Genomic DNA, 25,867 nt, shown 5'->3' with positions numbered 1-25,867 from the left:
CGCGAGGGACGCCGGAAGCGGTTCGAACCGGGCCGCGCGTGCGTAGTCTCGGCCCCGTCGACACAGCGACCTTGGGGGGCCGACACGTGATGAGGCGAGTGCTCGGGGTGCTGCTCGCGACGGGCGTGGTCGCGGCCTGCGGTGACGGTGGCAGTGGCAGCGGCGGTGGCAGTGGCGGACTCGGCGACCAGGACCCGGAGCACGGTGCCGCGCGGCTGCAGCAGGCGGAGCCCGAGGTCGACCGGGCCGGAGACGCCCTCGGCGAGGCCCTGTCCGACGCGCTCGGCGGGACCGTCGAGGCCGGGTCGACCCAGTACGACGTGTGCTCGTCCGCGCCCGTCGAGGGGCTCAGCTACTACGCGCGGTGGGCGCTCCGGAAACCGGACGCGAGACCCTCCCTCGACCGCGTGACCGAGGCCGCGACGGAGGCCGGGTGGGAGGTCGGCGAGACCTCCGACGCCGAGGGGTTCATCCCCGCGAGCGTGTCCGTGTCCCGTGACGACGTGGAGGTGCGACTCAGCGTGGACGAGGACGTCCTCGTCTGGAGCGCGACGACCGACTGCATCCGTGTCACGCCGGAGGAGGCGTCCGAGCGGGCGGGTCCCGCGTCGTAGTCGCTCCCGCACGGGCTGTCCGTCGCTTCACCGCGGGCGCATGCTGGAGGGGAGGCGCGTCAACGGACGGGGCGCCGCACCCGACGTGACAGGAGCCCGAGATGACCAGCGACACGAGCAGCGGCGGGTCCGACCCGGTCGAGGGCGCCGACCCCACCGAGCCCGACGGTGAGAGCTACCACGGCTACAGCGTCGACGACGAGGACCAGCCCCAGGGCGACGGCGACAGCCTCAGCGACAACCGCGGGCTGGCCGAGCCGCTCGACGAGGGCTACTCGCCCGGGGAGAGGTGGTCGCCGGGCCAGGGCTTCGGCACCACCCCGCGCGAGGAGGCGACGGGCGAGACCTTCGACCAGCGCTACGCCCAGGAGGTGCCCGAGGAGGACCCCTACGAGCAGGCGGCGCACATGTCGGTCGAGGAGATCGAGAACGACGGTGACGGCGGTGAGGTCGGCGACGCGCGCACCGGTCGGCTGGTGTCCCCCGACGAGGGCGCGCACGAGGACGTCGAGTCCGAGGAGGTCGCCCAGGACGTCGGCATCGACGGGGCCGGTGCGTCCGCCGAGGAGGCGGCCGTCCACACGATCGAGGGCTGACCGGCCGAGGCGCTACAGGTGGTCCGGTACGTCGAGCCGCTCGGGGTCGGCGCGCGGCGGGACGTGGCCCAGCGCCGTACGCACCAGCGCGACGCGGGTGGCGACCACGACCTTGCGCCGCAGCTTTCCGGCCCCCTCGGGCAGCTTCTCCTCGACGACGGCGGTGATCTCGGCGTCGTCGTAGCGTGGCCGCTCGCCCACCGGCACCTCGCGGTCGGGCAGTGCCATCAGCACCGGCAGGATCTGGTCGCCCAGGGAGTCGAGGAGCTTGAACCGCTGGTAGCGGTCCATCTCCTTCCACACCGTCTCGATGTCGGTCCGGCCCTTGCGGACGTCGCGGCGCTGCGCGGCAAGGACCGTCTTGGCCGCACCCTCGAGGGCGGCGGTCATCTCGTGCTCGCTCAGCTGCATGGGCCCCATCGTGCCAGCCGGGATCGGGCCTGTGGACAACGGTTCCGGGGCCCTTCGGTGCGGCAGGCTCCTCGGTCATGGACCCTCACACGACCCCCCACCCGGATGACGACATCCCTGCTGTCCCCTCGTCGGTGGACCACCCGCCGATCCGGACCCAGGCCGACCTCGAGCGCTTCTGGCGCGGCCTCATGGGGCCGCTCGGCTTCTCCCAGCGCGTGCTGTGGATGGTGCCGATCGACCACGACGACCGGCCCGGCCCGATCGTCCAGATCGACCAGCTGCCCGCCCACCCCGGGAAGGAGGGCCTCGACGGTCTCGTCGACCTGCTGCGCCACGGCGTCCTCGGCGACGCCAGCGTCGCCTTCCTGCTCACCGGTCCGGGTCGGCGACCGCTGGGCGACGACGAGCTGGCCTGGGCCCGCGGGCTGGCGCGCGTCGCGGGGCGTGCCGGGATGACCGACCGCCCGGTGCACCGCGCCAACGACAGCGTCCTCGAGGTGTGCTCCCCCGACGCCCTGGCCGCCTGAGGGCCTCCTCGTCCGACGCGGCGCACCGGGTCGCTAGGTTGGCCGGGTGGAGACCGACGACGTACTCGCCCTGCTCAAGCACGTGGCCGACGAGGTCGTGAACCCGCGCTTCGGGCAGCTGGCCTCCGACGACGTGTCCTCCAAGTCGCACCCCGGAGACCTGGTGACGATCGCCGACCGGGAGGCCGAGGTCGCGATCGCGGCCGAGCTGCGGGCTGCCTACCCGGACGCGCTGCTCCTCGGGGAGGAGGCCACCGCGGCCGACCCGTCGCTCCCCGAGCAGTTCCGCTCCGCGGCGCACGCGTTCACCATCGACCCGGTCGACGGCACCCGCAACTTCGTCAAGGGCTCCCCCGACCACGCCCTGATGGTCTCCGAGGTCATCGGCGGCGAGGTGGTCCGCAGCTGGATCTGGCAGCCGCAGCACGAGGTGGCGTTCGTCGCCGAGCGGGGTGCCGGCGCGTGGCGCAACGGCGAGCGCGTCCACCGCCCGCCGCTGGGCGAGGAGCTGCGCGGGGTGACCTCACGCCGGTCGTGGATCGGCCGCGCCCTCGGCACGCTGCGCGAGCTCGACATCACCTGGGTGTGCTGCGGCGTCGACTACCCCAAGCTGGTGGCCGGCTCGGCCGACTACGCGCTCTACCGCAAGGCCCTGCCGTGGGACCACTGCCCCGGCTCGCTGCTGCTGACCGAGGCCGGCGGGTACGTCGGGACCTTCGCCGGCACGCCGTACCAGCCGCAGGCCGCGGCACCGAAGGGCCTCATCGCCGCCGGCGACCGGGAGACCTACGACCTGGTCCGTGGACTGGTGCACAAGCTGCCCTGACCCCGCCGCCCCTCACTCCCACTGGCGGCGCAGCACCGTCGAGACGTCGAAGGGGTCCGTGCCGACCTGCGCTGCCAGCACCCCGGCACCCTCGGGGGTCGCGGCCCGCACCGCGCGCCCCTCGCCCACCCAGCGCCGCCACCCGGTGAGCAGCGCCTCGACGCGGCCCGCGTTGGCGCCGAGCACGGACGGGACCGCGTGCCACGCCTCGCCCGTCGGGCGGAGGTCGCGCTCGGCCTGGCGCACGGACCTCTCCGTCGGGCGCACCCAGCTCGGCGCGGCCGACGCCTCGATGACGTGGCGCGACAGCAGGTAGCGCGGCGCGGACAGCGGTGCCACCAGCTCCTCCAGCGCGGCGGCGAAGACAGCCGACTCGTCCTCGTCCACGTCGCCCAGTCGGACCCGGTGCTCCCCGGAGCGCACGACCTCCACGCGCACGGCGTCGGCGCCGCGGCTGGTGAGGCCGGCTCCCTGGAGGCCGTCGGCGAGCGCTCGAGCGATCTGGGTGAGGCTGGGTGGCGTCGCCGCGTCCTCGAGCCGGCCGCGGATCCTGGCCGCGCTGTCGCGGCCGGCGAGCCACCAGCCGCGGGCGGCAGGAGCGAGCGCCGTCAGCGCGAGCACCCCGGCGAGGACGAGGAGCGCCGTCGTCCCCCGCCCGAGGACCCCGGTGACGAGGGCTGCGACGAGCAAGCATCCGCTGAGAGCGAGGCCGAGGTGCCAGGGACGGGTCTCCGGGGTGGGCTCGCCTCCCCCGGGCAGGGCGAGCAGGCCGTCCGGGCTGACGAGTAGGACGCGACGCAGGTCGCTTCGAGGCAGGTCACGGCGCGGTCGCAGGCGGACGGCGACCGCCGTCCGGTCGGCGTACGGCTCCCCCACCCGCCAGGAGCGCGCGATGCCGGCGCGGTCCTCGGCCCGCACCAGCATGCGGGCGTTGACGGCGGCGAAGTCGGCCACCGGCGGAGGGGCGTACGGCGAGAACGCGCCGTCGAGGTGGGCGACACCGTCCGCCACCGTGCCGTCGGCGTCGACGCCGTGGAACCCGGTGTGCTTGCGGACCAGGCGGTCCCAGTCGTTGCCCCCGCGCGGGTGCCGGTCGCTGACGCACGTCACCGACCAGGTGACCGCGACCTTGTCCGGCCAGGACGGGTCGGTGCGCAGCGCCCGCCCACGGGTCTGCACCACGGCGGTCAGTGACGTGGCCGTGGTCAGGTCGACGAGGCCGCTGACGCACCGGGCGTCCCAGCCCTCGCCGAGCAGCCCGCGGGTGCCGACGAGAACCTGGGTGCCGCCCTGGGTGAACAGCTCCGTCACGTGGCGCACCCACTGCCGTGAGGACCAGCGCCCGTCCAGGCGGTACGCCGCCGCGTCGTCCCCGGGCGGGGCGTCGGGGTCGTCCTCCACCCGGGTGGGAGCGAGAGGCCGGCTGTCCAGCGGCACGATCCGCAAGGTGTCCGCGACCTCGGGGCTCGTGAGACGGACCTGCTCGCGCAGAGCGGCGAGCGTCGCGTGGCCGCCCGCGACGGTGCTGCCGGTCACCAGGAGCGGGTGCAGGGCACGGGTCCCGGCGTCCCTCAGCAGCTCGTCGAGCACCGCCCGGGCCGACCCGGCCTGCTGGTCGAGCACCCCGACGAGCGTGGCGGGCACCGTCGCGCCGGCCCGCTCGTGGTCGCAGAGCACCAGCAGCCGCAGCCGCTCCCCGAGCGAGGCGTGCTCGGCCGTGGCGATGTCGACGGCGGCCGAGGCCTTCGCCACCGAGCGGGCCAGGACCCGGTCGGTGGGGGTGCGTCCACGGCGCACGCCGCGGCGGGTCCAGGCGTAGCCGACCGACGGCAGCGCACGTCGCAGCGCGTCGGTGACGTCGGGGTCGTCGAGACCCAGGGCCCACGCCTCGACCAGGCCCATCCAGTCCTCGACGGTCGGCGGTCGCCGGTGCTGCTCGGTCAGGCGTGCTCCGTCGGGCAGGGCGAGCAACCCGGCGTGGTGCATCCGCAGCGCCGCGTCGGCCAGCTCGGGCTCACGGGTCACCACGTCGGCCCAGGTGAGGGTGGCCGGGACGGGGTCGACGTACCGACGCCGCAGCCAGTCGAGGAAGGCGACGTCGGCGAAGCCGGGCTGCGTGAGCGCCGTGGTCAGCTCGGTGAAGCGGACGGCCTGCTCGTCGAGCCAGTCCTGCTCCTCCGGTGTCGGCTCGACGAGCCAGGCCAGCTCGGCGAACGGCGCCAGGTCACCCTCCTTGACCACCGCGGGGATCGAGGTCCGGAACGCGACCTCGCCGAAGAGGTGCGCGACGAGCGCCGCCTGCTCCCGGGTCAGGGCCTCGGCGGGGGTGGCGGTCAGACCGAGCACGCGGGCGTGCGGCATCGAGTCGAGGATCTCGCCGAGCAGCCGTCCCCAGACCTCCAGCAGGTGGTGGCACTCGTCGAGCACGAGGAGCAGCCCCTCGGTGCGCTGCAGGCCCTCGAGAAGGCGGCGGCCGTTGACGTGAAGGGAGTCGATCAGTGACGGCTCGTCCTGCGGGTCGTCGCCGACCTCGTTGTCGGGGTCGAACACCGCGAGCGACTGGTAGGTCAGCACCGTCAGGGCGGTGTCGAGGTCACGATCGTCGTCGGTGGCCAGTCCGAAGCGGGTCGCCTGCTGGTGCCACTGGCCCTGGATCGCGGTGTTGGGGCTCAGCACCACGACGTGGCTGACCCGGCCCGAGGTGAGCTGCTCGGCTGCCGCGACCAGGCCGACGAGCGTCTTGCCCGCGCCCGGCGGCAGCACGACCCAGGAGCGGAGGTGGCCCTCCTCGTCGCGACGGCGCAGCGCGTCGAGAGCGGCGGACTGGTGGGTCCGCAGCGAGAACCCGGCCGGCAGGACCCCCGGGGCCGTCGACGTCATGGCACGAACCTAGCGGTCGCTCAGCGGTCGACGAGGTGGCGCCGGGTCGTGAGCGCCTCGGCGCTCGGGCGCGTCGGGCTCACGCGACCCAGGCGAGGTCGCAGATGATCCGCTCGAGCGGCGTTCCGCGGGGTCGCTGGTCCGAGCCGGGTGGATCCGGCGGGTGGCTGAGATAGCGGTGGCCGGTGGGGGTCCTGATCTCGACCGTCTCGCCGGCGCCGTCGTCCTCGTCCGGGCGCGAGCGCCACCCCGGGGCCTCCTTGGCGAGGTTGCAGGCGGCGCAGAGCGCCTGGCCGTTGGCCTCCGAGGTCGCGCCGTCGAGGTCGACGGGTACGACGTGGTCCCCGTGACGCACGGGGGCGCCGCACCACGGGGTGCGGCAGACCTGGTCGCGGAGCACGAGGAACTCCCCGAGCGCTCCGTGGAAGCGGCGGCTCGTCGACTCCATGGCGACCAGTCGTCCGTCCGGGTCGGCGTACAGCCGCCGCACCCAGACCGCAGCCTTCTCGTCGGCGACGCGGACCAGGCGACGTGCGAGCTCGGCGGGCACGGTGCCGGCGCCCACGAGGTGGGCGGGCTCGTCGCTGCCGTCGCCGGTGTTGAAGAACGTCTGGTCCGTCATGACGAGCTCGACCCGGACGGGAACGGCGGCGTCGGCGGAGGCCGCGCCGGTGACACGCTCGACGAGGGTGTCGGCCATGATCTGGTCGCGCGTGCGCTCGTCGCCCTGGCCGCGCAGCGAGTCGGCGTGCCGTCGGAGCGCCGCGAGGACGCCGACGCCCTGCCCGACCGGCAACGCTGCACTCAGGTGCGTCATGCAGTCGGGTGCCGGCCGCAGCGTCACGCGACGGTCGCGCTCCGCCCGCGCCGTCCGGCCGAGGTAGCCGTGCGGGTCGAGGCGGTAGGCGCGCTTCGTGACCTCGGCCTCGACGCGACGGTCGCCCCACTGCTCGAGCAGCGGTCCGACCTCGTCGTCGACCGCGCGCCGGTGCTCGAGCGAGAGCCAGCCCGTCTCGCGTGCCACGACCTGGGCACGCCACTCGGTGGTCCGCCCGGCCTGCAGCGCCGCGAAGGTCTGCGGCAGCTCGGTGAGGAGGATCGTGGACCAGCCCAGGAAGCGCCGCGAGCGTGACGGTGACTCGCGGCGGGCCAGGGCAACCTGGCTTGCGACGCCGCGACCCAGCTGGGCGGCGGGCACGCCCCGCTCGCGCTGGTCACGGACCTGCGAGGCGTGGAGGGCGGCCACCACCTGCGCCTGGGCTGCCGCGGCCACGGACTTGAGCTCCTCGAGCAGCCGGATCTGGTCGATGCGCTCGGTGTCGCCAACGTCGGGGTCGAGCAGCGCGAGTGCGTCGCGCACACCGCGCAGGCACTCGGTGCTCATCACTTCACCCTCGTCGAACATGTGTTCGATGCTAACGGGGCCCTCCGACACAACGCGGCCACTGTCCTCCACCGGCGCGCTCCGGGCCAGGGGGTGGGCGGGCCGACGTCCAGCGACCCACGAAAAGTCCGCCCCACCCGTCCCGCACGACCCGACCCCCTGTCGCGGAGGCGCGCGGGAGCCTACGATCTCCCGAGCGTCGTCCCACGGTTGACGCCACAACTCCACATCCAGCGCGGCCACGCCGAGTCCTGCCCGCCGCTGCTGGTCCGTCCGAGCACGCCGGGCAGGAACGGGGGACCCAGGTTCCACGCGGTCGCCGACCCTCCCGGGTCGGCGACCACTCGGGGCGCAGCCACTCCGGTGGCGGAGCACCTTTCAGCTCCAGCCCGACAGCTCACCTCGCAGGCGCGGAAAGGGATCCGCCATGCCTGCTGCGCCGTCCGCCCACGCACTCGACGTGCACTCGACCACCTCGCCCTCCCCCGCCCGTCGTACGACGCCCGCGTCGCTCGCGGCCGCCCTCCTGGGCGCCCTGGCGCTCCTGGCGTCGCTGGTCGGGGTCGCTTCACCTGCCGTCGCGCACACCGGGCCGAGCAACTGGGACTGCCTGGCCCACTACGAGTCGACCCACCGGTGGGCCATCAACTCCGGCAACGGCCACTACGGCGGGCTCCAGTTCTCGTTGTCGACGTGGCGCTACTACGGCGGCCCCAACCACTCGGGGAACGCCTACCCGCACAAGGCGACGAAGGCCGAGCAGATCTACGTCGCCAAGCGCGTCGCCTGGCACGGCTGGAACGGTCACCGCGCCCAGGGCGGGCGCAACGCCTGGCCGAACACCTGGTCCCACTGCTTCTGAGCCCTCCCGACTGACGGCGCGGTGGCCCCGGGGACCTACGCCCGCGTGAGCGCGGCCACGACGGGACGCACCTGGTCGAGCCAGTCCCGCGACGCCTCGCGGTCGTCGTACCTGCTGTCGATCAGGTAGAGACCCCGCGTGGTCGTGAAGCCGAGCTCGGTCAGCACCGGCCGCAGGCCGAGCTCCGGCGCGAGGGCGTGGCCGGGCCCGGCCCCGAGCATGAGGGGTACGGCGACCGCGCGGCGCGGGCGTGCCTCGAACCGGTCCAGGAAGAGCTTGAGCAGCCCCGTGAAGGTCCCCTTGTACGTCGGGCACGCCACGACGACCGTGTCCACCTCCCCGACCCGCTCGACCAGTGCCGCCACGTCCTCGTCGTCCCAGGCCAGCAGCCCGGCCCCCACGGTGGCGAGGTCGACGACGAGCTCCGGCGGCGCCCCGGTGAGGTCCTCGGCGAGCCGCGTGGCGGCCACGAGCGTGCGTGAGGCGGGCTTGGGGTTGCCGACGACGACGGCAGTGCTCACACGCGCTCCAGCTCGACGGCCTCGAGCTCCCGCACGATCGGCAGCACCTCGCGGCCGAAGTACTGCACGTCCTCCTGGAAGTGCAGGAAGCCGAGCAGGAAGAGGTTCACGCCCCGACGCTTGTACTCCAGCATCCGGTGGGCGATCTGCTCCGGGGTCCCGATGAGGCCGGTGCGGAAGCCGTCGTTGTACTGCACCAGGTCGGCGAACTCGGAGTCCTGCCACATGCCCCGCTTGTCCCCGGTCGACTGCCCGGCCTGCTTGACCGCCGAGCCGAACCCCTCGACCGCCTCCCGGTCGGCCTTGTCCACGATCTCGCGCAGGACGTCGCGGGCCTCGGCCTCGGTCGGGCGGCCGATCATGAAGCCGTTCACGCCGAAGCGGACGTGGCCAGCGCGGCCGTGCACGGCGGCGGCGTCGTTGACGTCGTGGACCTGCTCGGCGATGCCGTCCGGGGTGTTGCCGTTCATGAAGTACCAGTCGGTGACGCGCCCACCCATCCCGCGGGCGTCCGTCGAGTTGCCGCCCATGAAGATCTCCGGGTGCGGCCGACCCGGTACGTCGTACGGCTTGGGCCTGAGGTCGAAGTCGTGGAGCCGGTAGAAGTCGCCGGCGAGCTCCGCGTGGTCCGACGTCCAGATCTCGCGGAGGTAGCGGATGAACTCCTCGGAGCGGCGGTAGCGCTCGCCGTGCTCGAGCCACGGCTCGCCGAGCTTGGTGAACTCGTCCTTGAACCACCCGCTGACGACGTTCACACAGAAGCGGCCCTTCGTGTACTGGTCGGAGCTGGCGACGAGCTTGGCGAGCACGCCCGGCTGCCAGAGGCCGGGGTGCACCGCGGCGATGACCTTCAGTCGCTCGGTCGCCAGCGCGATGGCGAGGCTGATGGACGTCGACTCGTGCTGGTACGCCGCGCCGTAGCCGGCCATGTAGCGCACCTGCGACAGGGCGTAGTCGAAGCCGTTGACCTCGGCCAGACGGGCCAGCTCGAGGTTGTACTCCAGGCTCCAGTCGGTGCGCTGCTCGATCGTGCTGACGACCAGGCCGCCGCTGACGTTCGGCACCCAGTAGGCGAACGCCAGCGGCTCGTGGGCGCGCGGGTGGACGGTCTCGCTGCTCATGGGGGCTCCTCGTGTCGGGCAATGTCTACAACAGTGGTCGACATTGCCATGCCGGACGAGCCCCCTCCGCCCCGGCCCCCTCGGAGAACCCGAGGGGCGACAGGCCGCACCTGTCGCCTGCGCCTCACGTGGAGCGACCGCGCGCACGCGAACGACCCCGCGGCTGGGAGAAGCCGCGGGGTCGTCGGGTGGTGCGCACCGCCCGGTCTGGGGCCGGGCGGTGTCGTGCTCAGCTGCAGCCGCTGGTCGAGCCGCAGCCCTCGCAGACGTAGCACGAGCCGGCGGGGCGCATCTTGGTGCCGCAGGTGAAGCAGAGCGGGCTGTCGACCGCCGTGCCGGTGATCTTCTCCATCAGCTCGGCGCTGGTGTGGGCACCCTGCGGCGCCTCCTTGACCGCGGCGGCCTCGACCGACGCCGGCGTGGTCGGCTCGGCCTCGACATGCGGGGTCTCCTTGAGCGACTCCGCCTCGCTGACCTCGACGACCTCCTCGGCCGCGGCCTCGTAGGAGCCCGTCTCGAGCTGACGCTGGCGCTCCTCGGCCGAGTAGATGCCGAGCATCGACCGGTCGTCGAAGCCCATGTAGTCGAGAGCCAGACGACGGAAGATGTAGTCCATGATCGACTGCGACATCCGCACGTCCGGGTCGTCGGTCAGGCCGGCCGGCTCGAAGCGCAGGTTGGTGAACTTCGAGACGTAGGTCTCCAGCGGCACGCCGTACTGCAGGCCGATGCTGACCGCGATCGAGAAGGCGTCCATCACGCCGGCCAGGGTCGAGCCCTGCTTGCCGAGCTTGAGGAAGATCTCGCCGAGCTCACCGTCGGGGTGGGCGCCGGAGATCATGTAGCCCTCGGCGCCGCCGACCGTGAAGGACGTCGTGCGCGAGGTGCGCGACTTCGGCAGACGCTTGCGGAACGGCTTGTGCACCTCGACGACCGTGGCCTCGACCGCGGGCTCGGCGTCCTTGGCCTTCGCCTTGCCGTCGGCCAGCGGCTGACCCACCTTGCAGTTGTCGCGGTAGATGGCCGTGGCCTTCAGCCCGAGCTTCCAGGACTGCAGGTAGACGTCCTCGATCTCCTCGACCGTGGCGGTCTCCGGCAGGTTGACCGTCTTGGAGATCGCACCGGACAGGAACGGCTGCGCCGCCGCCATCATCCGCACGTGACCCATCGGGGCCAGCGGGCGGGCGCCCATGGCGCAGTCGAAGATCTCGTAGTGCTCGGTCTTCAGGCCGGGGGCGTCGATGACGTGGCCGTGCTCGCCGATGTACTCGACGATCGCCTCGACCTGTTCCTCCTGGTAGCCCAGCTTGCGCAGCGCCCGCGGCACCGTCTGGTTGACGATCTGCATGGAGCCGCCGCCGACGAGCTTCTTGAACTTGACCAGCGAGAAGTCCGGCTCGATGCCGGTCGTGTCGCAGTCCATCATGAAGCCGATCGTGCCGGTCGGCGCCAGCACGGAGGCCTGGGCGTTGCGGTAGCCGTTGCGCTCCCCCAGCTTCACGACCTTGTCCCACACGTCGGTGGCCAGCACGTGCACGTCGCGGTCGTGGCTGTGCACGCTGCGGACGGCGTCGTTGGCGGCCTGGTGCTTGCGCATGACCCGCTTGTGGGCGGCCGCGTTGCGGGCGTAGCCCTGGTAGGGCCCCACGACGGCGGCGAGCTCGGCCGAGCGCTTGTACGACGTACCGGTCATCAGGCTGGTGATCGACGCCGCCATGGCGCGACCGCCGTCGGAGTCGTAGCCCAGGCCCATGGCCATGAGCAGCGCGCCGAGGTTGGCGTAGCCGATGCCGAGCTGGCGGTAGTCGCGGGTGGTGTCGCCGATCGACTCGGTCGGGAAGTCGGCGAAGCAGATGGAGATGTCCATCGCGGTGATGATGACCTCGACGGCCTTCGCGAAGAGCGCGCCGTCGAAGGTGTCGTCGTCGGAGAGGAACTTCATCAGGTTCAGCGACGCCAGGTTGCACGAGGAGTTGTCGAGCGACATGTACTCCGAGCACGGGTTCGACGCGGTGATGCGACCGGTCTCGGGGTTGGTGTGCCAGTCGTTGATCGTGTCGTCGTACTGCAGGCCCGGGTCGGCGCACTCCCACGCCGCGACCGCGATCTTGCGGAACAGCTCACGGGCGTCGACGGTCTCGATGACCTCGCCGGTGCCGCGGGCGCGCAGCCCGAAGTCGGTGCCGTCCTCGACGGCGCGCATGAACTCGTCGGTGACGCGGACCGAGTTGTTGGCGTTCTGGTACTGCACCGAGGTGATGTCGCGACCGCCCAGGTCCATGTCGAAGCCGGCGTCACGCAGGGCGCGGATCTTGTTCTCCTCGCGCGCCTTGGTCTCGACGAACTCCTCGATGTCCGGGTGGTCGACGTCGAGGACGACCATCTTCGCGGCCCGACGCGTCGCGCCGCCGGACTTGATGGTGCCCGCGGAGGCGTCCGCGCCGCGCATGAAGGAGACCGGGCCGCTGGCGGTGCCGCCGGAGGACAGCAGCTCCTTGGAGGAGCGGATGCGGGAGAGGTTGAGGCCGGCGCCGCTGCCGCCCTTGAAGATGAAGCCCTCCTCCTTGTACCAGTTCAGGATCGAGTCCATCGAGTCGTCGACGGAGAGGATGAAGCACGCCGAGACCTGCTGCGGCGACTGCGTCCCGACGTTGAACCAGACCGGGGAGTTGAAGGAGAAGTACTGGTGCAGCAGCAGCCAGGTCAGCTCGTGCTCGAACACCTCGGCGTCGGCGGGGGTGGAGAAGTAGCCGTGGTCGACGCCGGCCTTGGTGTAGGTCTTCACCACGCGGTCGATCAGCTGCTTGAGGCTCCACTCGCGCACGTCGGTGCCGACCGCGCCGCGGAAGTACTTCGTGGTCACGATGGTCGAGGCGTTGGCGGACCAGAAGTCCGGGTACTCGACACCGCGCTGCTCGAAGACGGCCTCGCCGGTCTTCCAGTTCGTCTGGACGACGTCGCGACGCTCCCAGGTCACCTCGTCGTAGGGGTGCGCGCCCTCCGTGCTGAACACGCGCTCGATCGCGATCCCGGTCGCCTTGCGGCCCCGCTGCTTCGCGGGTCCGGACACCGTCTCCGTCATGCCGACTTCCTCTCCCTTGAGTGGGCTGTTCTCCATGGTGGCCGACTGCTCCGACACATCTCGGTCGGGCGGTCGTCGTGCTGACTGCAGGGGAAGCCTGCGAGGGAAGTGGTACGCCCGGCACACAGCTTCCCCACTGTGTGCCGGGCGGTCTGGGGTCAGCCCGACGCGGGCTGGGCGGGGACGGGCTCGGCGTCCCGGGCGCCGTCGAGGCGCAGCAGGGCGATCTCGGCCTCGAAGTCCGCGGCGGACTCGAAGGCGCGGTAGACGCTGGCGAAGCGGAGGTAGGCGACCTCGTCGAGGGCGCGCAGCGGACGCAGGATGGCCAGGCCGACCTCGTGGGCGGGCACCTCGGCCCACCCGTCGGCGCGCAGCGCCTCGTCGACGCACTGGCCGAGGACGGCGAGCTCGTCCTCGGTGACCGGACGCCCCTTGCAGGCCTTGCGGACCCCGCTGATCGCCTTCTCCCGCGTGAAGGGCTCGGTGGCGCCGGAGCGCTTGACCACCACGAGCTGCATCTGCTCGACGGTGCTGAAGCGGCGCGAGCACTCCGAGCACGTACGACGACGCCGGATGGCGCCCCCGTCCTCGGCGACACGGCTGTCGAGGACCCGGGTGTCGGTGTGCCGGCAGAAGGGGCAGTGCATCGGTCCGGATCACCTCCCGAGAGCCGTCCCAGGCCCTCCGCTGTGGAGGAACCTGTGTAGTGAGTGGGGATAAGTGGTCACTGCCTGTGGAGTACCAACCACAATCTGTGGAGAACTACACCGCTGTAACTACTAGATGTAGGGAACCGTACGCCCGCGGCCCCCGACGTGCAACCGTTCGCCGCGACTTCCTTGACGTCGGCGGCCGGCGACGCCGGCCTCCAGGGGTAAAACCGCTGGTCACCCCCCGGATGTTCCCGCGACGTGCTCGTCGAGCCATCGGCGCGTCGCCGTTCCCCGGGCGCGTCGCCGCCGGGTCCGTCACGATGGGTGCCGTGCCCCTGCCTCCCCCGACCCGTCGGGCCTACCTGGCCCTGTCCGTGGTCGACACCGCCCTCGCGGGACTGGGTGCGCGAGGCGCCCGTCGCGCCACCAAGCCGCTGCTCATGCCCGTCCTCGCCCACGGCTTCGCCGCGTCCACGCGCGGCAGCAGCCTGCCGGTCCGTCGGGCCACGCTTGCAGCGCAGCTGCTCTCCGGCTGCGGTGACGTCGCCCTCCTGGGACGGGGGAAACGCCCCTTCCTGGCCGGCCTCGGCAGCTTCCTGGCCGCGCACGGCGCCTACGTCGTCGGCTTCACGAGCCTGCGCAGCCCCGCTCCGCTCGACCCGGCCGCGACCCGAGGACCACGGCTGGCGGCTGCGGCCTTCCTCGTCGCCGGACCGGTCCTCGCCCGGGCCGCCGGGCGCACCTCCCCCGGTCTGCGCACGCCGGTCCTGGTCTACGCGGGTGCCCTGTGCGGCATGGTCGCCACGGCCAGCCGGATCGGCCCGCCGGCCGACGCTGCGGCGCGGCGCCAGGTCGTCGCGGGCACTGCCTTGTTCCTGGTCTCGGACGGTCTGCTCGGCACCCGGGAGTTCCTCCTGCCCGACAGCGCCACCGGGGCCACAGGGGCCGCGGGAGCCGGCGGGACCACCGCGGCTCGACGGATCCTCGACGTCGCGGTCATGGCCACCTACACGGCTGCCCAGGGCTTGATCGCGTCCGGCGTGGCCGACGCCGTCCATCCCGACCCGACCGGTCAGGCAGCCGGGACCGCGAGCACCTGACCCTCGACCAGCACGCTGCTGTCGAGGTGGTTGAGCTGCTCGATCTCGAGCATGACGGACCGGGTCTCGCCGGGGCCGCCGACGCGGGTCGCGATGCCCCAGAGCGTGTCGCCCTGCTCGACCACGACCTGCTCGGTCGCCGGCGCACCGCGCTCCCCGGTGGCCACGGAGCCCGAGCTCACGACCAGCGAGAGGCCGAGGATCGCCCCGAGGATCAGCAGAGTCACGACCCAGCGGCCGCGACGGGTGAGCCGCACCCCCGGCGCCGAGCGCGCACCTGCGGCCCGCGGGGCCGTCGGAGCGGTGCGCGTCGAGGGAGAGCCGTGCGCAGCCGGGTGACGTCGCGCGTCGGGGACGGCGCGCGCCACCGGAGTGGTGCGGGTCGAGCGGGTGGGGCGGGTCATCGTCATGGTGCTCATCTCGGGCCTCCTCGCCTGAGGGGCGGCGGTCGCCGCCCGGTCGGGATGTCTGTCGTCCACGACCCCGGTTCTAACGAGACCCCCCGACACATCCCCGGGAGCGGGTCCCGGCGCGGTGTCGAACGGACGTTCGATCGAACCTGTGTTCGACCATAGGGGCGCGGCGAGCCCCGCGCAAGGGTTTGGTCGAACAGGTGTGCGAACAGTTCTGGGCGTCGGCGACCCCGGACCCGGGAGCCCGGATGGCGGACGACGCGACACGCGCGGTTCGAACACATGTTTGAAGACGGTGAGGGGGACGACTAACGTGCCGACCACGAGTTCGCCAGAGAGGGAGCACCATGGCCACGAGCGGGGACACCCCCACCAGCAAGCGCACGAGCAGCGGCCGCGGACGAGCGGGGAAGGCTGCCACCGGCACCTCTCCGGTGGTCCGGGAGCTGCCGGACGGCCCCCCGGACGCCAGCGGCCTGACCCCGCGCCAGCAGCGCGTGCTCACCGTGATCCACGAGTCGGTCAGCAGCCGTGGCTACCCGCCGAGCATGCGGGAGATCGGCGAGAAGGTCGGGCTCACGAGCTCGTCGTCGGTCGCGCACCAGCTGCGGACGCTCGAGGAGAAGGGGTTCATCAAGCGTGACCCGAACCGTCCTCGCGCGCTGACGGTGTCGCTGCCCTCGGAGCAGGACGAGACCGGCATCAACGACGCCCGCCCCACCCCGACGTACGTCCCGGTGGTCGGTCGCATCGCGGCCGGTGGCCCGATCCTGGCCGAGGAGCGCGTGGAGGAGGTCTTCCCGCTGCCCCGCGAGCTGGTCGGCGACGGCACCCTCTTCCTGCTCGAGGTCGTCGGCGACTCGATGATCGACGCCGCCATCTGCAGCGGCGACTACGTCGTCGTGCGCCAGCAGCCGAACGCCGAGAACGGCGAGATCGTGGCCGCCCTCATCGACGGCGAGGCGACGGTCAAGACCTTCCAGCGCAAGGACGGCCACGTGTGGCTGCTCCCGCACAACGAGGCGTTCGAGCCGATCGACGGCACGCACGCCACCATCCTGGGCAAGGTCACCACGGTGCTGCGCCGCATGTGAGCGCTGCGCGCGACCCGCTCGTCACCGGACCGCCGGGAGGATCGCCTCTCCCGGCGGTTCGGTGCGTTCAGGTTGCAGCAGGCCGGGGCTCAGCACAGGATGGGAGCACCCCGCCCGGTGGCAGGCCCCGTGTCGCCATCCCTCCCCGATCCTCCAGAGGACTTCGTCGTGCGCCTGCCCCTCCCCCTGCGTCGCGTGTCCGCGACGGCTGCCGCCGTCGCCACGCTGGCCGCGCTGCTCAGCGCGGCCCCGAGCGCGTCCGGCGCCGGCGAGACCTCGCCCGGTGGCTCGTCGTCCGCGCCCGGCCGCCCGTTCGACCGCTCGAGCGGCCCGGTGTCCGCCGACGAGCGCCGTACGGCGGCGCGCACCCTGGCGGAGGCGCGAGGTCTCGGCGCGCGACCGGACGCCTCATCGGAGGGCCGCGAGGCCAGCATCGTGCTGCGGGACCTCGCGCTCGCCCAGGACGCGCTGGCGCCCGAGGACCGCGAGGTCGCGGAGCGCATCCTCGCCCGCCCGACGGCGAGCGGTGGCGACGGCTACCTCGACTACGCCGCCGACGCGGACGTGACCAGCGACTGCGTCGTCAACCCGGTGCCCTCGTCGAACTTCTGCGTCCACTGGGCCCGACGCACCGCCGACGCCCCGCCGTCGGCCGACAGCGACTCCGACGGCGTCCCCGACCAGGTGGAGACCACGCACCAGGTCCTCGACACGGTCTGGAGCCGGATCGTGACCCAGGGGACCTACAGCGCGCCACCGGCGGACGGCACCGGCCCCGGCGCCTACCGCAACCGCTTCGACGTCTACCTCGGCGACATCGGCGCGGACCCGCAGCGTCTCTACGGCTACTGCACCCCCGAGAGGGTGCTCAGCGCCTACCGCTCCACCAGCTACTGCGCGCTCGACGACGACTTCAGCACCAGCCAGTTCCCGGGCACCTCACGCGGCAACCTGGAGGTCACCGCCGCGCACGAGTTCTTCCACGCCGTGCAGTTCGGCATCGACTACGCCGAGGACGGCTTCTTCATGGAGAACTCGTCCACGTGGATCGAGGACGAGATCTTCGACGACGTCAACGACAACCGGAACTACTTCGACGACAGCGCGCTGGCGTGGCCCGGGGACCCGCTGGACCTGGCGGAGAACTGGTACGGCAACTGGATCTGGCTGCGCTACCTCACTGAGCAGTTCCCCGAGGAGAACGGCACCGGGCTGCCGGTCCTGGTCAAGCAGGCCTGGGACCGCACCGACGACTCCGCCGGGTCGTTCTCGGTCCGGGCCCTGGCCCAGGCCGTCACCGCCCGCGGCGGCAGCTTCCCCGAGCTCGTCGCCGACTTCGCGACCGCCAACCGGTCACCTGCGACCTCATACGAGGAGGGCGCGGTCTACCCCTCGGCGCCCGCCGCCCGCACCGTGACCGTCGCCTCCCCCGTCACCGGCAGCGAGACGATCGACCACCTCGCCGCTGCCACCATCGAGGCGCGCCCCTCGGGGACGCTGCGCCCGGGCACCGACCTGCGCGTCGTCGTCAACGCCCCGAGCCTGCCCGCGGAGCTCCAGGTCAACGTGACCCGTCGCCTCTACGGCGGGCAGGTCGTCACCCGTGACCTGACCCTGAACCGCGACGGCAACGGCAAGATCCGGGTGCCCTTCGCCACCGGCGACACGACCGCCGTGGACGTCACCCTGGTCAACGCCGGGCGTGACTACCGCTGCCGGGTCCGCGGTCCGTTCGCCTGCCAGGGCTTCTCCCGCGACGAGAACCGTCGCTTCGACTACGCCCTGCGTCTCGTCGCCCCCTGAGCGACCAGCCCCCTGCGGACCCGCTCTGCCCGCCGCGGGCTCAGCCGGCGGCGAGGCGCGCGAGCGCGCCGAGCACGACGGTGCGGTCGGTGGTGCGCCACAGCGGCGGCAGCGAGGCCTGCAGGAAGCGCGCGTACGTCGTGCCGGACAGGCGGGGGTCGAGGACGGCCACCACGCCCCGGTCCTCGGAGGTCCGGATCAGGCGCCCGGCGCCCTGGGCCAGCAGCAGCGCGGCGTGGGTCGCGGCGACCGTCATGAAGCCGTTGCGACCGGCCCGGTCGGCGGCCCGCTGGCGCGCCGACATCAACGGGTCGTCGGGTCGCGGGAACGGGATGCGGTCGATGACGACCAGCTGGCAGGTGTCGCCCGGCAGGTCGACGCCCTGCCAGAGGCTCACGGTGCCGAAGAGGCACGTGTGCGGGTCGGCGACGAACTGCTTGGTGAGCTCGGGCAGCTGCGCCTCTCCCTGGGCCAGGATCGTCAGGTGCGGCAGTCGCTCGCGCAGCGCCTCCGCGGCGACGGTGGCGGCCCGCCGGCTCGAGAACAGCCCCAGGGTGCGACCGTCCGCGGCGTCGACCAGGTCGACGATCTCGTCGATCTGGGCCGGGCCGAGGCCGTCACGACCCGGGCGAGGCAGGTGCGAGGCGACGTACAGGATCCCCTGCTTGGCGTAGTCGAACGGCGAGCCGACGTCGATGCCGCGCCACGGCTGCGCCGCGTCGTCGTCCCCGGGCTCCTCGCCCACCGCCACGCGCTCGGCGGCCACCAGGCCGAGGGTGCCGGCCAGCGTGTCGAAGTCGCCGCCGAGCTTGAGGGTTGCGCTCGTGAACACCACGGTCTTGCTGGCCAGCAGCCGGTCGCGCAGCTGGCCCCAGACCTGCAGCGGCGCCACGGACAGGCCCGGGCCGCCGCGCGCCGGCTCCCGGTCGCTCGTCCACACCACGTCGGTCGACAGCTGGGCCGCCATCCGCTCCGCGGTGGCGAAGACCTCCTGGACCCAGGCCTTGGCCTGGGTGGCGCCGGCGTCGTCCCCGGTCTCCTTGCCGAAGCCGGACACCAGGGCGCGCGCGGCGTCGCGCACCTGGGCCAGGGCGACGGCCAGCTCCTCGGGCATGGAGTCGACGCGCCCCGGCGCGCAGCCGGCGATCGCGTCGCGGAGGGACTCCGCGGCGTCCCCGAGGTCGTCGGCCTCGATGCCGCTGACGTGCCGCTCCGCGCGTCGGGTCGCGCGTTCGACCTGCGTGGGCGTCAGCTCCTGGGTGGAGGCCTGCGTCACGCGGGCGGTGAGCTCGTGCGCCTCGTCGACCACCACGACGTCGTACTCCGGGATCATCGGCACGCCCTCGATGGCGTCGATGGCGAGCATGGAGTGGTTGGTGACCACCACGTCGGCCCGGGACGCCTCCTCGCGGGCGAGCTCGGCGAAGCACTCGGCGCCGAACGGGCAGCGTGCCGCGCCCAGGCACTCGCGCGCCGAGACCGACACCTGGCGCCAGGCCCGGTCGGTGTGGCGGGGCGCGCCGTCGCGGTCGCCCGCCCCACGGCGCTCCGCCTCCTCCTCGGCCCAGGACCGCAGCTCCAGCACCTCGGAGCCCAGCGAGCCCGTCGGCAGCTCGACCAGCGCCCCCTGGTCGTCGGGCACGCCCTCACGGATGCGGTGCAGGCAGGCGTAGTTCGAGCGCCCCTTGAGCACGGCGTACGCCGGGGTCCGCGCCAGCACGTCCTGGGAGGCCTGGATCAGCGCCGGGAGGTCACGCTCGACGAGCTGGTGCTGCAGCGCCAGCGTCGCCGTCGCGACCACCACCCGGTCCTCGTGCAGCAGCGCGGGCACCAGGTAGCCGAGGGACTTGCCGGTGCCGGTGCCGGCCTGCACCAGCAGGTGGGTGCGGTCCTCCATGGCGCCGGCGACCGCCTCGGCCATCTCCACCTGGCCGGGTCGCTCCCTGCCCCCGAGCGACGCGACCGCGGCGGCCAGCACCTCGCGGACCGTCGGGTCCGTGCTGCGCTGCTGACCGGGCTCCGGGCTCGACTCCTGCGTTGGCACCGCTGCACCCTAACGGGGCCCGGCGACGCCCGGGACCGCCGGGCGCGCCCCTGTTCAGAACCCCGGGGTCGAGCCCCGCCGTGGCGTCCGAAACGGGTTCTGCTGTCCCTCACCGGACGTCGTGACGCACGATGACACCAGACGTGCTTGTCATGACGTCATGGTGGTGTCATAATGGTGCACATGGACATCACGCCGTACGTCGAAGGCCTCCGCCGCGACCTGCTGATCGCCGCCGAGGGAGCCGGTGAGGAGGTCCGCACCGCCGTCGAGCGGCTGACCTACGCGCTCGACCCCTCCGCCCGCCTCGCCCTCATGGAGGCCGTCAGCCAGGCGGCGGCGGAGATCACCGCTGCCCTGCCGGAGACCGTGCCGTCAGCCGGTGTCGACGTCCGGCTCGACGGACGCGAGCTCGACTTCGTCGTCCACCCGGCCGTCCCGGCCATGCCGGCACCTCCGGCTCCCCCCGCGCCCCCGACCGCCCCGACGCCCGACGTCGACGACGGCGTCGTCCGGCTCACCCTGCGCATCCCGGAGTCGCTCAAGGCGCGCGCCGAGGAGGCTGCGGAGCAGGCCGGCCAGTCGCTGAACACCTGGCTCGTCGGGGCCGTCCGCGACGCCACCCGGACCGACGCGGTCCGCATCGACGTCGACCTCTCGAGCATCCCCTTCGGTGAGGGCTTCCCCTTCCACCGCGGCGGTCGCAACGCCCGCCGCATGACCGGGTGGGTCTGACCCGCCCCCGAGCAACCCCACTCCCGAGGAGGAGCGACATGACGCAGCACCGATTCACCACGCCGGCCCCGGTCACCCTGGACGTCGAGAACGGCAGCGGCCGGGTGGCCGTGCACGCCGGTGACGTCACCGAGACCACGGTCACGGTCAGCGGCCGGCACGCCGAGGAGGTCGAGGTCCGGCACGAGGGCGATGTCGTCGCGGTGCGGGTCCCCCGCACCCGCCTCGGCTTCTTCTCCGGCGACCAGTCGCTCGACGTCGACGTCATGCTGCCCACGGGCAGCCGCCTGGACCTCCGCGTCGGCAGCGCCCAGGTCACGTCCGAGGGACCCGTCGGCGAGGCCCGGGTCCGCTCCGGCTCGGGCGACGTCACCCTCGACGAGGTCAGCGGCTCGGCGTCGGTCGAGACCGGCTCCGGCACCAGCCGCGTCGGCCGGGTCGGCGAGGACCTCGCCGTGCGCAGCGGGTCGGGCTCCGTCGCCGTCCGTGAGGTCGGCGGGACGCTCAACGTCATGTCCGGCTCCGGCGACGTCACCGTCGGCACGGCCGGGTCGAAGACCGTCGTGCGCACCGGCTCCGGCGACCTCGAGCTCGGTGAGACCTCCGGCGCCGTCACGCTGACCACCGGGAGCGGCGACCTCACCGTCCGCCACGCGCGCGCCGGTCGGCTGTCGGCCAAGGGCGGCTCGGGCGACGTGCGCGTCGCGGTCCCCCGTGGCCTGCCCGTGTGGACCGACATCACCTCGATGACGGGCCGGGTCCGCTCCGACCTCGAGAGCGTCGGCGCCCCCGCCGAGGGCGACCCGCACCTCGAGGTGCTCGCCCGCACCATGAGCGGCGACGTCGTCCTCACCCACGTCTGACACCCCGAACTGGCCGTACGGCCGGTCCAGTCCATGCCCGGGCCCCCGTCCGGTCCAACGCCCGGGCCCGCGTCCGGCCCCACCGACAGGAGAGACCCATGGAACCCGGCAGCGACCTCACCCTCCAGGCCTACCTGACCCGTCGTCGGGCCGAGGCGCACGACGCTCGCCGCGGCGGCCGGCTCTCGCGCGAGCGCCGGCTGTCCCGCCGGGCGCAGCGAGCCGCGGAGGCCGCCCGCGTGGCCGCCGCCCGCTCTCTCTGACGCAGCCGCGCGGCGCTCAGACCAGGTAGGGCTGCAGCTCCCCGGCCAGGTCCTCGTTGACCCGCCCGGTGACGACCGTGCCCTCGCCGGTGTGCTCCACCGTCGCGACCTCGCCGCTGGTGTGGATCCGGTTGAGCAGGTCGCCCCGCTCGTAGGGCAGCAGCGCCTCGAACTCGACGCCCGGTCGCGGCAGGTCGGTCTCGATCGCGGCCAGCGCCTCGGCGATCCCCTCCCCCGTGCGCGCCGACACGACCACGGAGTGCGGCTCGGCGGCCAGCACCCGGGCGACGACCAGCGGGTCGGCGGCGTCGGCCTTGTTGATGACGACCAGCTCGGGGACCTGGCTGGCACCGATCTCGGCGAAGACCTCGCGCACGGCTGCGAGCTGACCCTCGGGGTCGACGTGCGAGCCGTCGACGACGTGCACGATCAGGTCGGCGTCGGCGACCTCCTCCAACGTCGAGCGGAACGCCTCGACGAGCTGGTGGGGCAGGTGGCGCACGAACCCGACGGTGTCGGAGAGCGTGTAGACCCGGCCGTCGCGCGTCGTCGTACGCCGTGTCGTGGGGTCCAGCGTCGCGAACAGCGCGTCCTCGACCAGCACCCCGGCGTCGGTGAGCCGGTTGAGCAACGACGACTTGCCGGCGTTGGTGTAGCCGGCGATCGCCACCGCCGGGATGGCGTGGCGCTTGCGCTCGGACCGCTTGGTGTCGCGGGTCGTGCGCATGTGACGCAGCTCGGCGCGCAGCTTCGCGATCTTGGTGTTGATGCGACGACGGTCGGTCTCGATCTTGGTCTCACCGGGGCCACGACCGCCGATGCCCGCACCGCCGGCGACGCGGCCACCGGCCTGGCGCGAGAGGTTGCCGCCCCAGCCGCGCAGGCGCTGCTTCATGTAGTTGAGCTGAGCCAGCTCGACCTGGGCCTGGCCCTCGCGGGACTTGGCGTGCTGGGCGAAGATGTCGAGGATCAGCGCGGTCCGGTCGACGACCTTGACCTTGACCTTGTCCTCGAGGTTGCGCAGCTGGCTGGGCGCGAGCTCGCCGTCGAGGATGACGGTGTCCGCGCCGGTGTGCTGCACGATCTCGGCGAGCGCCTCGACCTTGCCGCGCCCGATGTACGTCGCCGGGTCCGGCTTCTGCCGGCGCTGGTAGATCGCCTCCAGCACCTCCGAGCCGGCCGTCTCGGCCAGCGCCGCGAGCTCGGCCAGCGAGTTCTCCGCGTCGGTGTTGGTGCCCTCGGTCCAGACCCCGACGAGCACGACGCGCTCGAGCCGGAGCTGGCGGTACTCGACCTCGGTGATGTCCTCGAGCTCGGTCCGCAGGCCGCCGACGCGCTTGAGCGCGTAGCGGGCCTCGAGGTCCCAGTCGCCGTCGGTCTCCTCCGGGTCGTCTCCCCACTCGTCGGAGTCCAGCGAGTCGTCCGCGCCGTCCACGTCGTCGAGGTCGTCGGCGTCGTCGTCGTCGGCGTGGTCGGCGTCGAGCGCGTCGTCGTCGGGGGTCCAGGTGTCGTCGAGCTCCACCGACCCGTCGCCGGTCACGACGGAGTCGGTCTCGACGTCGTCACGGGTGCCGTCGAGGGCGAGGTTCTTGCGCGTGGTCATGTGCCTCCTGTGTCTGCGACCCAGGGTCGCACGAGGCACAACGTCAGGCGAACCAATAACCTTCCGCGACGAGCACCGCAGGACCGGTCAGCAGCGTGCGCCCGTCCTCGGTCCAGGTCACCTCGAGCCGCCCGCCCGGCACGTCCACGACGTACGTCGACCCGGGTCCGTTCCCGTCGGCGAGGGCGCTGGCGACCATGACGGCGCAGGCGCCGGTGCCGCAGGAGCGGGTCTCCCCCGAGCCGCGCTCGTGCACCCGCATCGCGACGTGGTGCGGCCCGACCCGGACGACGAACTCGGCGTTGACGCCGTCGGGGTAGACCGCGGCGTCGTAGCCGGGCTGCTCGGTGAGCGCTCCGGCGTCGGCCAGGTCGTCGACGAGGGCGACGGCGTGCGGGTTGCCCATGCTGATGGTCCGCGCGGTCCACCGGCCGCCGTTGGCCGTCACCCAGGTGGGCGCGTCGGTGACCTCGGGCGTGCCCATGTCGACGGTGAAACGCCCCTCGGTCCAGGTCAGGGTCCGCACGCCCCCGCGGGTGGCGATCGGCAGAGGCGCGGTGGCGTCGACGGCGCCCTCGCGGCGCAGGTGCTCGGCGAAGACCCGGACGCCGTTGCCGCACATCTCCGAGGTCGAGCCGTCGGCGTTGTGGTAGTCCATGAACCACTCCGCCTGCCCACGAGCGGCGACGGCGGCGGGGTCGTCCGTGGCCGCCGTGCGCACGACCCGCATGACGCCGTCGGCGCCCAGCCCGGCGCGGCGGTCGCACAGCGCGCGCACCAGCTCCGGCGTCGGCTGTCCGAGGACGCCGTCGGGGTCGGGGAGGAGGACGAAGTCGTTCTCGGTCCCGTGTCCCTTGAGGAAGCGGATCGCGTCGGTCACGTCCCCAGGGTAGGCCGGTGGGTGCTCGACGGCAGGGTGGTGGTCAGCCGGCGGGCTTGGGGCGGGCGACCTCGGCGAGCCGGGCGAGGCCCTTCTCGAAGTCGGTGCCGACGATCTTCTCCATGTTCATGACCGGGCTCAGCAGCTTGAGCAGCAGGGGGCGGGGGCCGGTCATGCGCCAGGTCACCTTCGAGCGGCCCTCGTCGGCGCCGGCGGCCGGCTCCAAGGGGTCGATGGTGAAGACGGTGAGGTTGCTCGACTTGAACGGCTTCTCGAACTCGAGCGCGATCTCGACGAGGCGGGGCTCGTCGGCGCGGCTGATCTCCATGCGTCCCGAGCCGGCCTTGCGGTTGCCGGCCCAGCTGTAGACGGCCCCGACGCCGGAGTCGGCGCCGCTGTAGCGACGCTCCATCTGCGGGTCGACGTCCTCCCACGGCGACCAGCGGGTCCACTGCTCGAAGTCCGCCACGAGCTGGTAGACGCGGTCGGCGGGCGCGTCGACGACGCGGGAACGTTCCACGGTGTAGGTCGAAGACATGGGTCCTTCCTACCGCACACCGGACCCCTCACGCACCGCCGACGACGTGGTGTCCGAGGTCACGCACCGCCGCGACGGCCCGCTCGGGCAGGTCGGGTGCGTCGTGGGCGAGCCAGGTGACGCGCTCGTCCTTGCGGAACCAGGACTCCTGACGGCGTGCGAAGCGTCGGGTGGCCAGCGCCGTCGCGGCGCGCGCCTCCTCGGCGGTCAGCACCCCGTCGAGGTGGTCGAGCGCCTCGCGGTAGCCGATGGCACGTCCGGCCGTCGAGCCCTCGCGCAGCCCCCGCGCGGCCAGGTCGCGGACCTCGTCCAGCAGGCCGTCGCGCCACATCCGCTCCACCCGCCGGCCGACGCGGTCGTCGACGCTCGTGCGGTCGGCGTCCACCCCGAGCTGGACCGTGCGCGGGTCGACGTACTCCTTGCGCGGGAGGGTGGCGCTGAACGGTCGACCGGTCACCTCGATGACCTCCAGCGCGCGCACGACGCGGCGTCCGTTGGTGGGCAGCACGGCCAGGGCCGCGGCCGGGTCGGCCTCCGCCAGCCGCGCGTGCAGCGCAGGTGCGCCGACGCGCTCGAGCTCGTCCTCCCAGCGCGCCCGGACCGCAGGGTCGGTGCCGGGGAACTCGAAGCGGTCCAGCACGGCGCGGGTGTAGAGCGCCGAGCCTCCGACCAGCACCGGTACGACGCCGCGGGCCCGGCAGTCGGCGATCACCGCGCGCGCCTCGCGCTGGAAGACCGCGACCGAGGCCCGCTCGGTGACCCCGAGGACGTCGAGGAGGTGGTGCGGGACCCCGCGGCGCTCGTCCGGCGGCAGCTTGGCGGTGCCGATGTCCATGCCGCGGTAGAGCTGCATCGCGTCGGTGTTGACGACCTCCCCACCCAGACGCAGCGCGAGCTCCAGCGCCAGGTCCGACTTCCCGACCGCCGTCGACCCGACCACCGCCACGACCGGTGGCAGGGCCTCGGCGCGCGGGTCGGTGCTCACCGCGCCAGTCTCGCGCACCGGCTCCCGACGCGGGACCGGGGCGTGCGCCGACCGCGCTAGGTTGGA

General features: G+C 73.2%; 24 protein-coding genes. 11 read left to right on the top strand and 13 right to left on the bottom strand.

Annotation, left to right across the window (positions count from 1 at the left end; genetic code table 11):
- Window positions 1-89: 89 nt before the first annotated feature.
- Both G7072_RS07215 and G7072_RS07210 read left to right on the top strand, forming a co-directional pair.
- Window positions 90-614, top strand: coding sequence for a hypothetical protein (locus tag G7072_RS07215; RefSeq protein WP_166084936.1), 525 nt, complete (start codon window positions 90-92; stop codon window positions 612-614).
- Between the two features lie 101 nt (window positions 615-715).
- A complete protein-coding gene (locus G7072_RS07210; RefSeq protein ID WP_166084934.1) occupies window positions 716-1,210 on the top strand; it encodes a DUF5709 domain-containing protein in 495 nt (164 codons plus the stop codon).
- 12 nt (window positions 1,211-1,222) lie between these two features.
- Here the strand turns inward: G7072_RS07210 and G7072_RS07205 are convergent, their stop codons facing one another.
- The gene (locus G7072_RS07205) at window positions 1,223-1,621 is read right to left on the bottom strand and encodes a hypothetical protein (RefSeq protein ID WP_166084933.1); all 399 of its coding nucleotides are present in this window, start codon (window positions 1,619-1,621) and stop codon (window positions 1,223-1,225) included.
- A 77-nt stretch (window positions 1,622-1,698) separates the two neighbouring features.
- Between G7072_RS07205 and G7072_RS07200 the strand changes: the two genes are divergently transcribed.
- Window positions 1,699-2,151 (top strand): hypothetical protein, encoded by a 453-nt coding sequence (locus G7072_RS07200; protein ID WP_166084931.1) that lies wholly within the window; start codon window positions 1,699-1,701, stop codon window positions 2,149-2,151.
- Between the two features lie 46 nt (window positions 2,152-2,197).
- Complete coding sequence (locus G7072_RS07195; protein WP_166084929.1) at window positions 2,198-2,977, top strand: inositol monophosphatase; 780 nt, start codon at window positions 2,198-2,200, stop codon at window positions 2,975-2,977.
- A gap of 12 nt (window positions 2,978-2,989) precedes the next feature.
- On the opposite strand, the gene G7072_RS07190 is transcribed toward G7072_RS07195, so the two are convergent.
- Window positions 2,990-5,857, bottom strand: coding sequence for a DEAD/DEAH box helicase family protein (locus G7072_RS07190; protein WP_166084927.1), 2,868 nt, complete (start codon window positions 5,855-5,857; stop codon window positions 2,990-2,992).
- Between the two features lie 79 nt (window positions 5,858-5,936).
- A complete protein-coding gene (locus G7072_RS07185) occupies window positions 5,937-7,262 on the bottom strand; it encodes an HNH endonuclease (protein ID WP_206063312.1) in 1,326 nt (441 codons plus the stop codon).
- A 406-nt stretch (window positions 7,263-7,668) separates the two neighbouring features.
- On the opposite strand from G7072_RS07185, the gene G7072_RS07180 reads away from it, so the two are divergent.
- Window positions 7,669-8,103 (top strand): transglycosylase family protein, encoded by a 435-nt coding sequence (locus tag G7072_RS07180; RefSeq protein WP_166084925.1) that lies wholly within the window; start codon window positions 7,669-7,671, stop codon window positions 8,101-8,103.
- A 35-nt stretch (window positions 8,104-8,138) separates the two neighbouring features.
- On the opposite strand, the gene G7072_RS07175 is transcribed toward G7072_RS07180, so the two are convergent.
- The 4 genes from G7072_RS07175 to nrdR form a co-directional block, all read right to left on the bottom strand.
- Complete coding sequence (locus G7072_RS07175) at window positions 8,139-8,624, bottom strand: NAD(P)H-dependent oxidoreductase (protein WP_166084923.1); 486 nt, start codon at window positions 8,622-8,624, stop codon at window positions 8,139-8,141.
- Window positions 8,621-9,745, bottom strand: coding sequence for a dimethylsulfone monooxygenase SfnG (gene sfnG, locus G7072_RS07170; protein WP_166084921.1), 1,125 nt, complete (start codon window positions 9,743-9,745; stop codon window positions 8,621-8,623). Before sfnG ends, G7072_RS07175 begins: the two co-directional genes overlap by 4 nt.
- Window positions 9,746-9,974: 229 nt before the next feature.
- On the bottom strand, window positions 9,975-12,827 hold the full coding sequence (locus tag G7072_RS07165; RefSeq protein WP_166084920.1) for a vitamin B12-dependent ribonucleotide reductase: 2,853 nt from the start codon (window positions 12,825-12,827) through the stop codon (window positions 9,975-9,977).
- A gap of 158 nt (window positions 12,828-12,985) precedes the next feature.
- On the bottom strand, window positions 12,986-13,474 hold the full coding sequence (gene nrdR / locus G7072_RS07160; RefSeq protein WP_166084919.1) for a transcriptional regulator NrdR: 489 nt from the start codon (window positions 13,472-13,474) through the stop codon (window positions 12,986-12,988).
- A gap of 335 nt (window positions 13,475-13,809) precedes the next feature.
- Between nrdR and G7072_RS07155 the strand changes: the two genes are divergently transcribed.
- On the top strand, window positions 13,810-14,580 hold the full coding sequence (locus tag G7072_RS07155) for a lysoplasmalogenase (protein ID WP_166084918.1): 771 nt from the start codon (window positions 13,810-13,812) through the stop codon (window positions 14,578-14,580).
- Here the strand turns inward: G7072_RS07155 and G7072_RS07150 are convergent.
- Entirely contained in the window at window positions 14,553-14,999 is a 447-nt protein-coding gene (locus tag G7072_RS07150; RefSeq protein WP_166084917.1) for a LysM peptidoglycan-binding domain-containing protein, read from the bottom strand. The genes G7072_RS07155 and G7072_RS07150 overlap by 28 nt on opposite strands.
- Before the next feature lie 341 nt (window positions 15,000-15,340).
- Between G7072_RS07150 and lexA the strand changes: the two genes are divergently transcribed.
- Window positions 15,341-16,087 carry a transcriptional repressor LexA gene (gene lexA / locus G7072_RS07145; RefSeq protein ID WP_166084916.1) on the top strand — a complete coding sequence of 249 codons (747 nt, stop codon included), beginning with the start codon at window positions 15,341-15,343 and terminating at the stop codon, window positions 16,085-16,087.
- Window positions 16,088-16,255: 168 nt separating this feature from the next.
- Window positions 16,256-17,890 (top strand): MXAN_6640 family putative metalloprotease, encoded by a 1,635-nt coding sequence (locus G7072_RS07140; protein ID WP_166084915.1) that lies wholly within the window; start codon window positions 16,256-16,258, stop codon window positions 17,888-17,890.
- A gap of 40 nt (window positions 17,891-17,930) precedes the next feature.
- Here the strand turns inward: G7072_RS07140 and G7072_RS07135 are convergent, their stop codons facing one another.
- Window positions 17,931-19,934, bottom strand: coding sequence for an ATP-dependent DNA helicase (locus tag G7072_RS07135; protein WP_240917188.1), 2,004 nt, complete (start codon window positions 19,932-19,934; stop codon window positions 17,931-17,933).
- Window positions 19,935-20,117: 183 nt separating this feature from the next.
- On the opposite strand from G7072_RS07135, the gene G7072_RS07130 reads away from it, so the two are divergent.
- From G7072_RS07130 to G7072_RS07120, 3 genes are all read left to right on the top strand, one after another.
- The gene (locus tag G7072_RS07130) at window positions 20,118-20,669 is read left to right on the top strand and encodes a toxin-antitoxin system HicB family antitoxin (protein WP_240917187.1); all 552 of its coding nucleotides are present in this window, start codon (window positions 20,118-20,120) and stop codon (window positions 20,667-20,669) included.
- Between the two features lie 38 nt (window positions 20,670-20,707).
- Window positions 20,708-21,532 (top strand): DUF4097 family beta strand repeat-containing protein, encoded by an 825-nt coding sequence (locus tag G7072_RS07125; protein ID WP_166084912.1) that lies wholly within the window; start codon window positions 20,708-20,710, stop codon window positions 21,530-21,532.
- Window positions 21,533-21,630: 98 nt separating this feature from the next.
- Window positions 21,631-21,795: a hypothetical protein gene (locus tag G7072_RS07120; protein ID WP_166084911.1), complete on the top strand. Its 165-nt coding sequence runs from the start codon at window positions 21,631-21,633 to the stop codon at window positions 21,793-21,795.
- A gap of 16 nt (window positions 21,796-21,811) precedes the next feature.
- On the opposite strand, the gene hflX is transcribed toward G7072_RS07120, so the two are convergent.
- The 4 genes from hflX to miaA are packed head-to-tail and all read right to left on the bottom strand — an operon-like array spanning window position 21,812 to window position 25,801.
- On the bottom strand, window positions 21,812-23,398 hold the full coding sequence (hflX, locus tag G7072_RS07115; RefSeq protein ID WP_240917186.1) for a GTPase HflX: 1,587 nt from the start codon (window positions 23,396-23,398) through the stop codon (window positions 21,812-21,814).
- Between the two features lie 43 nt (window positions 23,399-23,441).
- Window positions 23,442-24,278 (bottom strand): diaminopimelate epimerase, encoded by an 837-nt coding sequence (gene dapF, locus G7072_RS07110; RefSeq protein WP_166084910.1) that lies wholly within the window; start codon window positions 24,276-24,278, stop codon window positions 23,442-23,444.
- A 43-nt stretch (window positions 24,279-24,321) separates the two neighbouring features.
- A complete protein-coding gene (locus tag G7072_RS07105; RefSeq protein ID WP_166084909.1) occupies window positions 24,322-24,816 on the bottom strand; it encodes an SRPBCC family protein in 495 nt (164 codons plus the stop codon).
- Window positions 24,817-24,844: 28 nt separating this feature from the next.
- Complete coding sequence (gene miaA, locus G7072_RS07100; RefSeq protein ID WP_240917185.1) at window positions 24,845-25,801, bottom strand: tRNA (adenosine(37)-N6)-dimethylallyltransferase MiaA; 957 nt, start codon at window positions 25,799-25,801, stop codon at window positions 24,845-24,847.
- Between the last annotated feature and the right edge of the window lie 66 nt (window positions 25,802-25,867).

Source organism: Nocardioides sp. HDW12B (assembly GCF_011299595.1).
Classification (GTDB): domain Bacteria; phylum Actinomycetota; class Actinomycetes; order Propionibacteriales; family Nocardioidaceae; genus Marmoricola_A.
This window is presented reverse-complemented; position numbering and strand designations above follow the sequence as displayed.

What these genes read in the sequence shown, in the direction of transcription:
- G7072_RS07200 (WP_166084931.1), top strand. Translation starts at nt 1,699, where the DNA reads ATGGACCCTCACACGACCCCCCACCCGGATGACGACATCCCTGCTGTC.
- G7072_RS07180 (WP_166084925.1), top strand. Translation starts at nt 7,669, where the DNA reads ATGCCTGCTGCGCCGTCCGCCCACGCACTCGACGTGCACTCGACCACC.
- G7072_RS07125 (WP_166084912.1), top strand. Translation starts at nt 20,708, where the DNA reads ATGACGCAGCACCGATTCACCACGCCGGCCCCGGTCACCCTGGACGTC.
- G7072_RS07185 (WP_206063312.1), bottom strand. Translation starts at nt 7,262, where the DNA reads ATGTTCGACGAGGGTGAAGTGATGAGCACCGAGTGCCTGCGCGGTGTG.
- lexA (WP_166084916.1), top strand. Translation starts at nt 15,341, where the DNA reads ATGGCCACGAGCGGGGACACCCCCACCAGCAAGCGCACGAGCAGCGGC.
- hflX (WP_240917186.1), bottom strand. Translation starts at nt 23,398, where the DNA reads ATGACCACGCGCAAGAACCTCGCCCTCGACGGCACCCGTGACGACGTC.
- sfnG (WP_166084921.1), bottom strand. Translation starts at nt 9,745, where the DNA reads ATGAGCAGCGAGACCGTCCACCCGCGCGCCCACGAGCCGCTGGCGTTC.
- G7072_RS07165 (WP_166084920.1), bottom strand. Translation starts at nt 12,827, where the DNA reads ATGACGGAGACGGTGTCCGGACCCGCGAAGCAGCGGGGCCGCAAGGCG.
- G7072_RS07120 (WP_166084911.1), top strand. Translation starts at nt 21,631, where the DNA reads ATGGAACCCGGCAGCGACCTCACCCTCCAGGCCTACCTGACCCGTCGT.
- G7072_RS07105 (WP_166084909.1), bottom strand. Translation starts at nt 24,816, where the DNA reads ATGTCTTCGACCTACACCGTGGAACGTTCCCGCGTCGTCGACGCGCCC.
- nrdR (WP_166084919.1), bottom strand. Translation starts at nt 13,474, where the DNA reads ATGCACTGCCCCTTCTGCCGGCACACCGACACCCGGGTCCTCGACAGC.
- G7072_RS07190 (WP_166084927.1), bottom strand. Translation starts at nt 5,857, where the DNA reads ATGACGTCGACGGCCCCGGGGGTCCTGCCGGCCGGGTTCTCGCTGCGG.
- G7072_RS07210 (WP_166084934.1), top strand. Translation starts at nt 716, where the DNA reads ATGACCAGCGACACGAGCAGCGGCGGGTCCGACCCGGTCGAGGGCGCC.
- G7072_RS07215 (WP_166084936.1), top strand. Translation starts at nt 90, where the DNA reads ATGAGGCGAGTGCTCGGGGTGCTGCTCGCGACGGGCGTGGTCGCGGCC.
- G7072_RS07205 (WP_166084933.1), bottom strand. Translation starts at nt 1,621, where the DNA reads ATGCAGCTGAGCGAGCACGAGATGACCGCCGCCCTCGAGGGTGCGGCC.
- G7072_RS07150 (WP_166084917.1), bottom strand. Translation starts at nt 14,999, where the DNA reads ATGAGCACCATGACGATGACCCGCCCCACCCGCTCGACCCGCACCACT.
- G7072_RS07130 (WP_240917187.1), top strand. Translation starts at nt 20,118, where the DNA reads ATGGACATCACGCCGTACGTCGAAGGCCTCCGCCGCGACCTGCTGATC.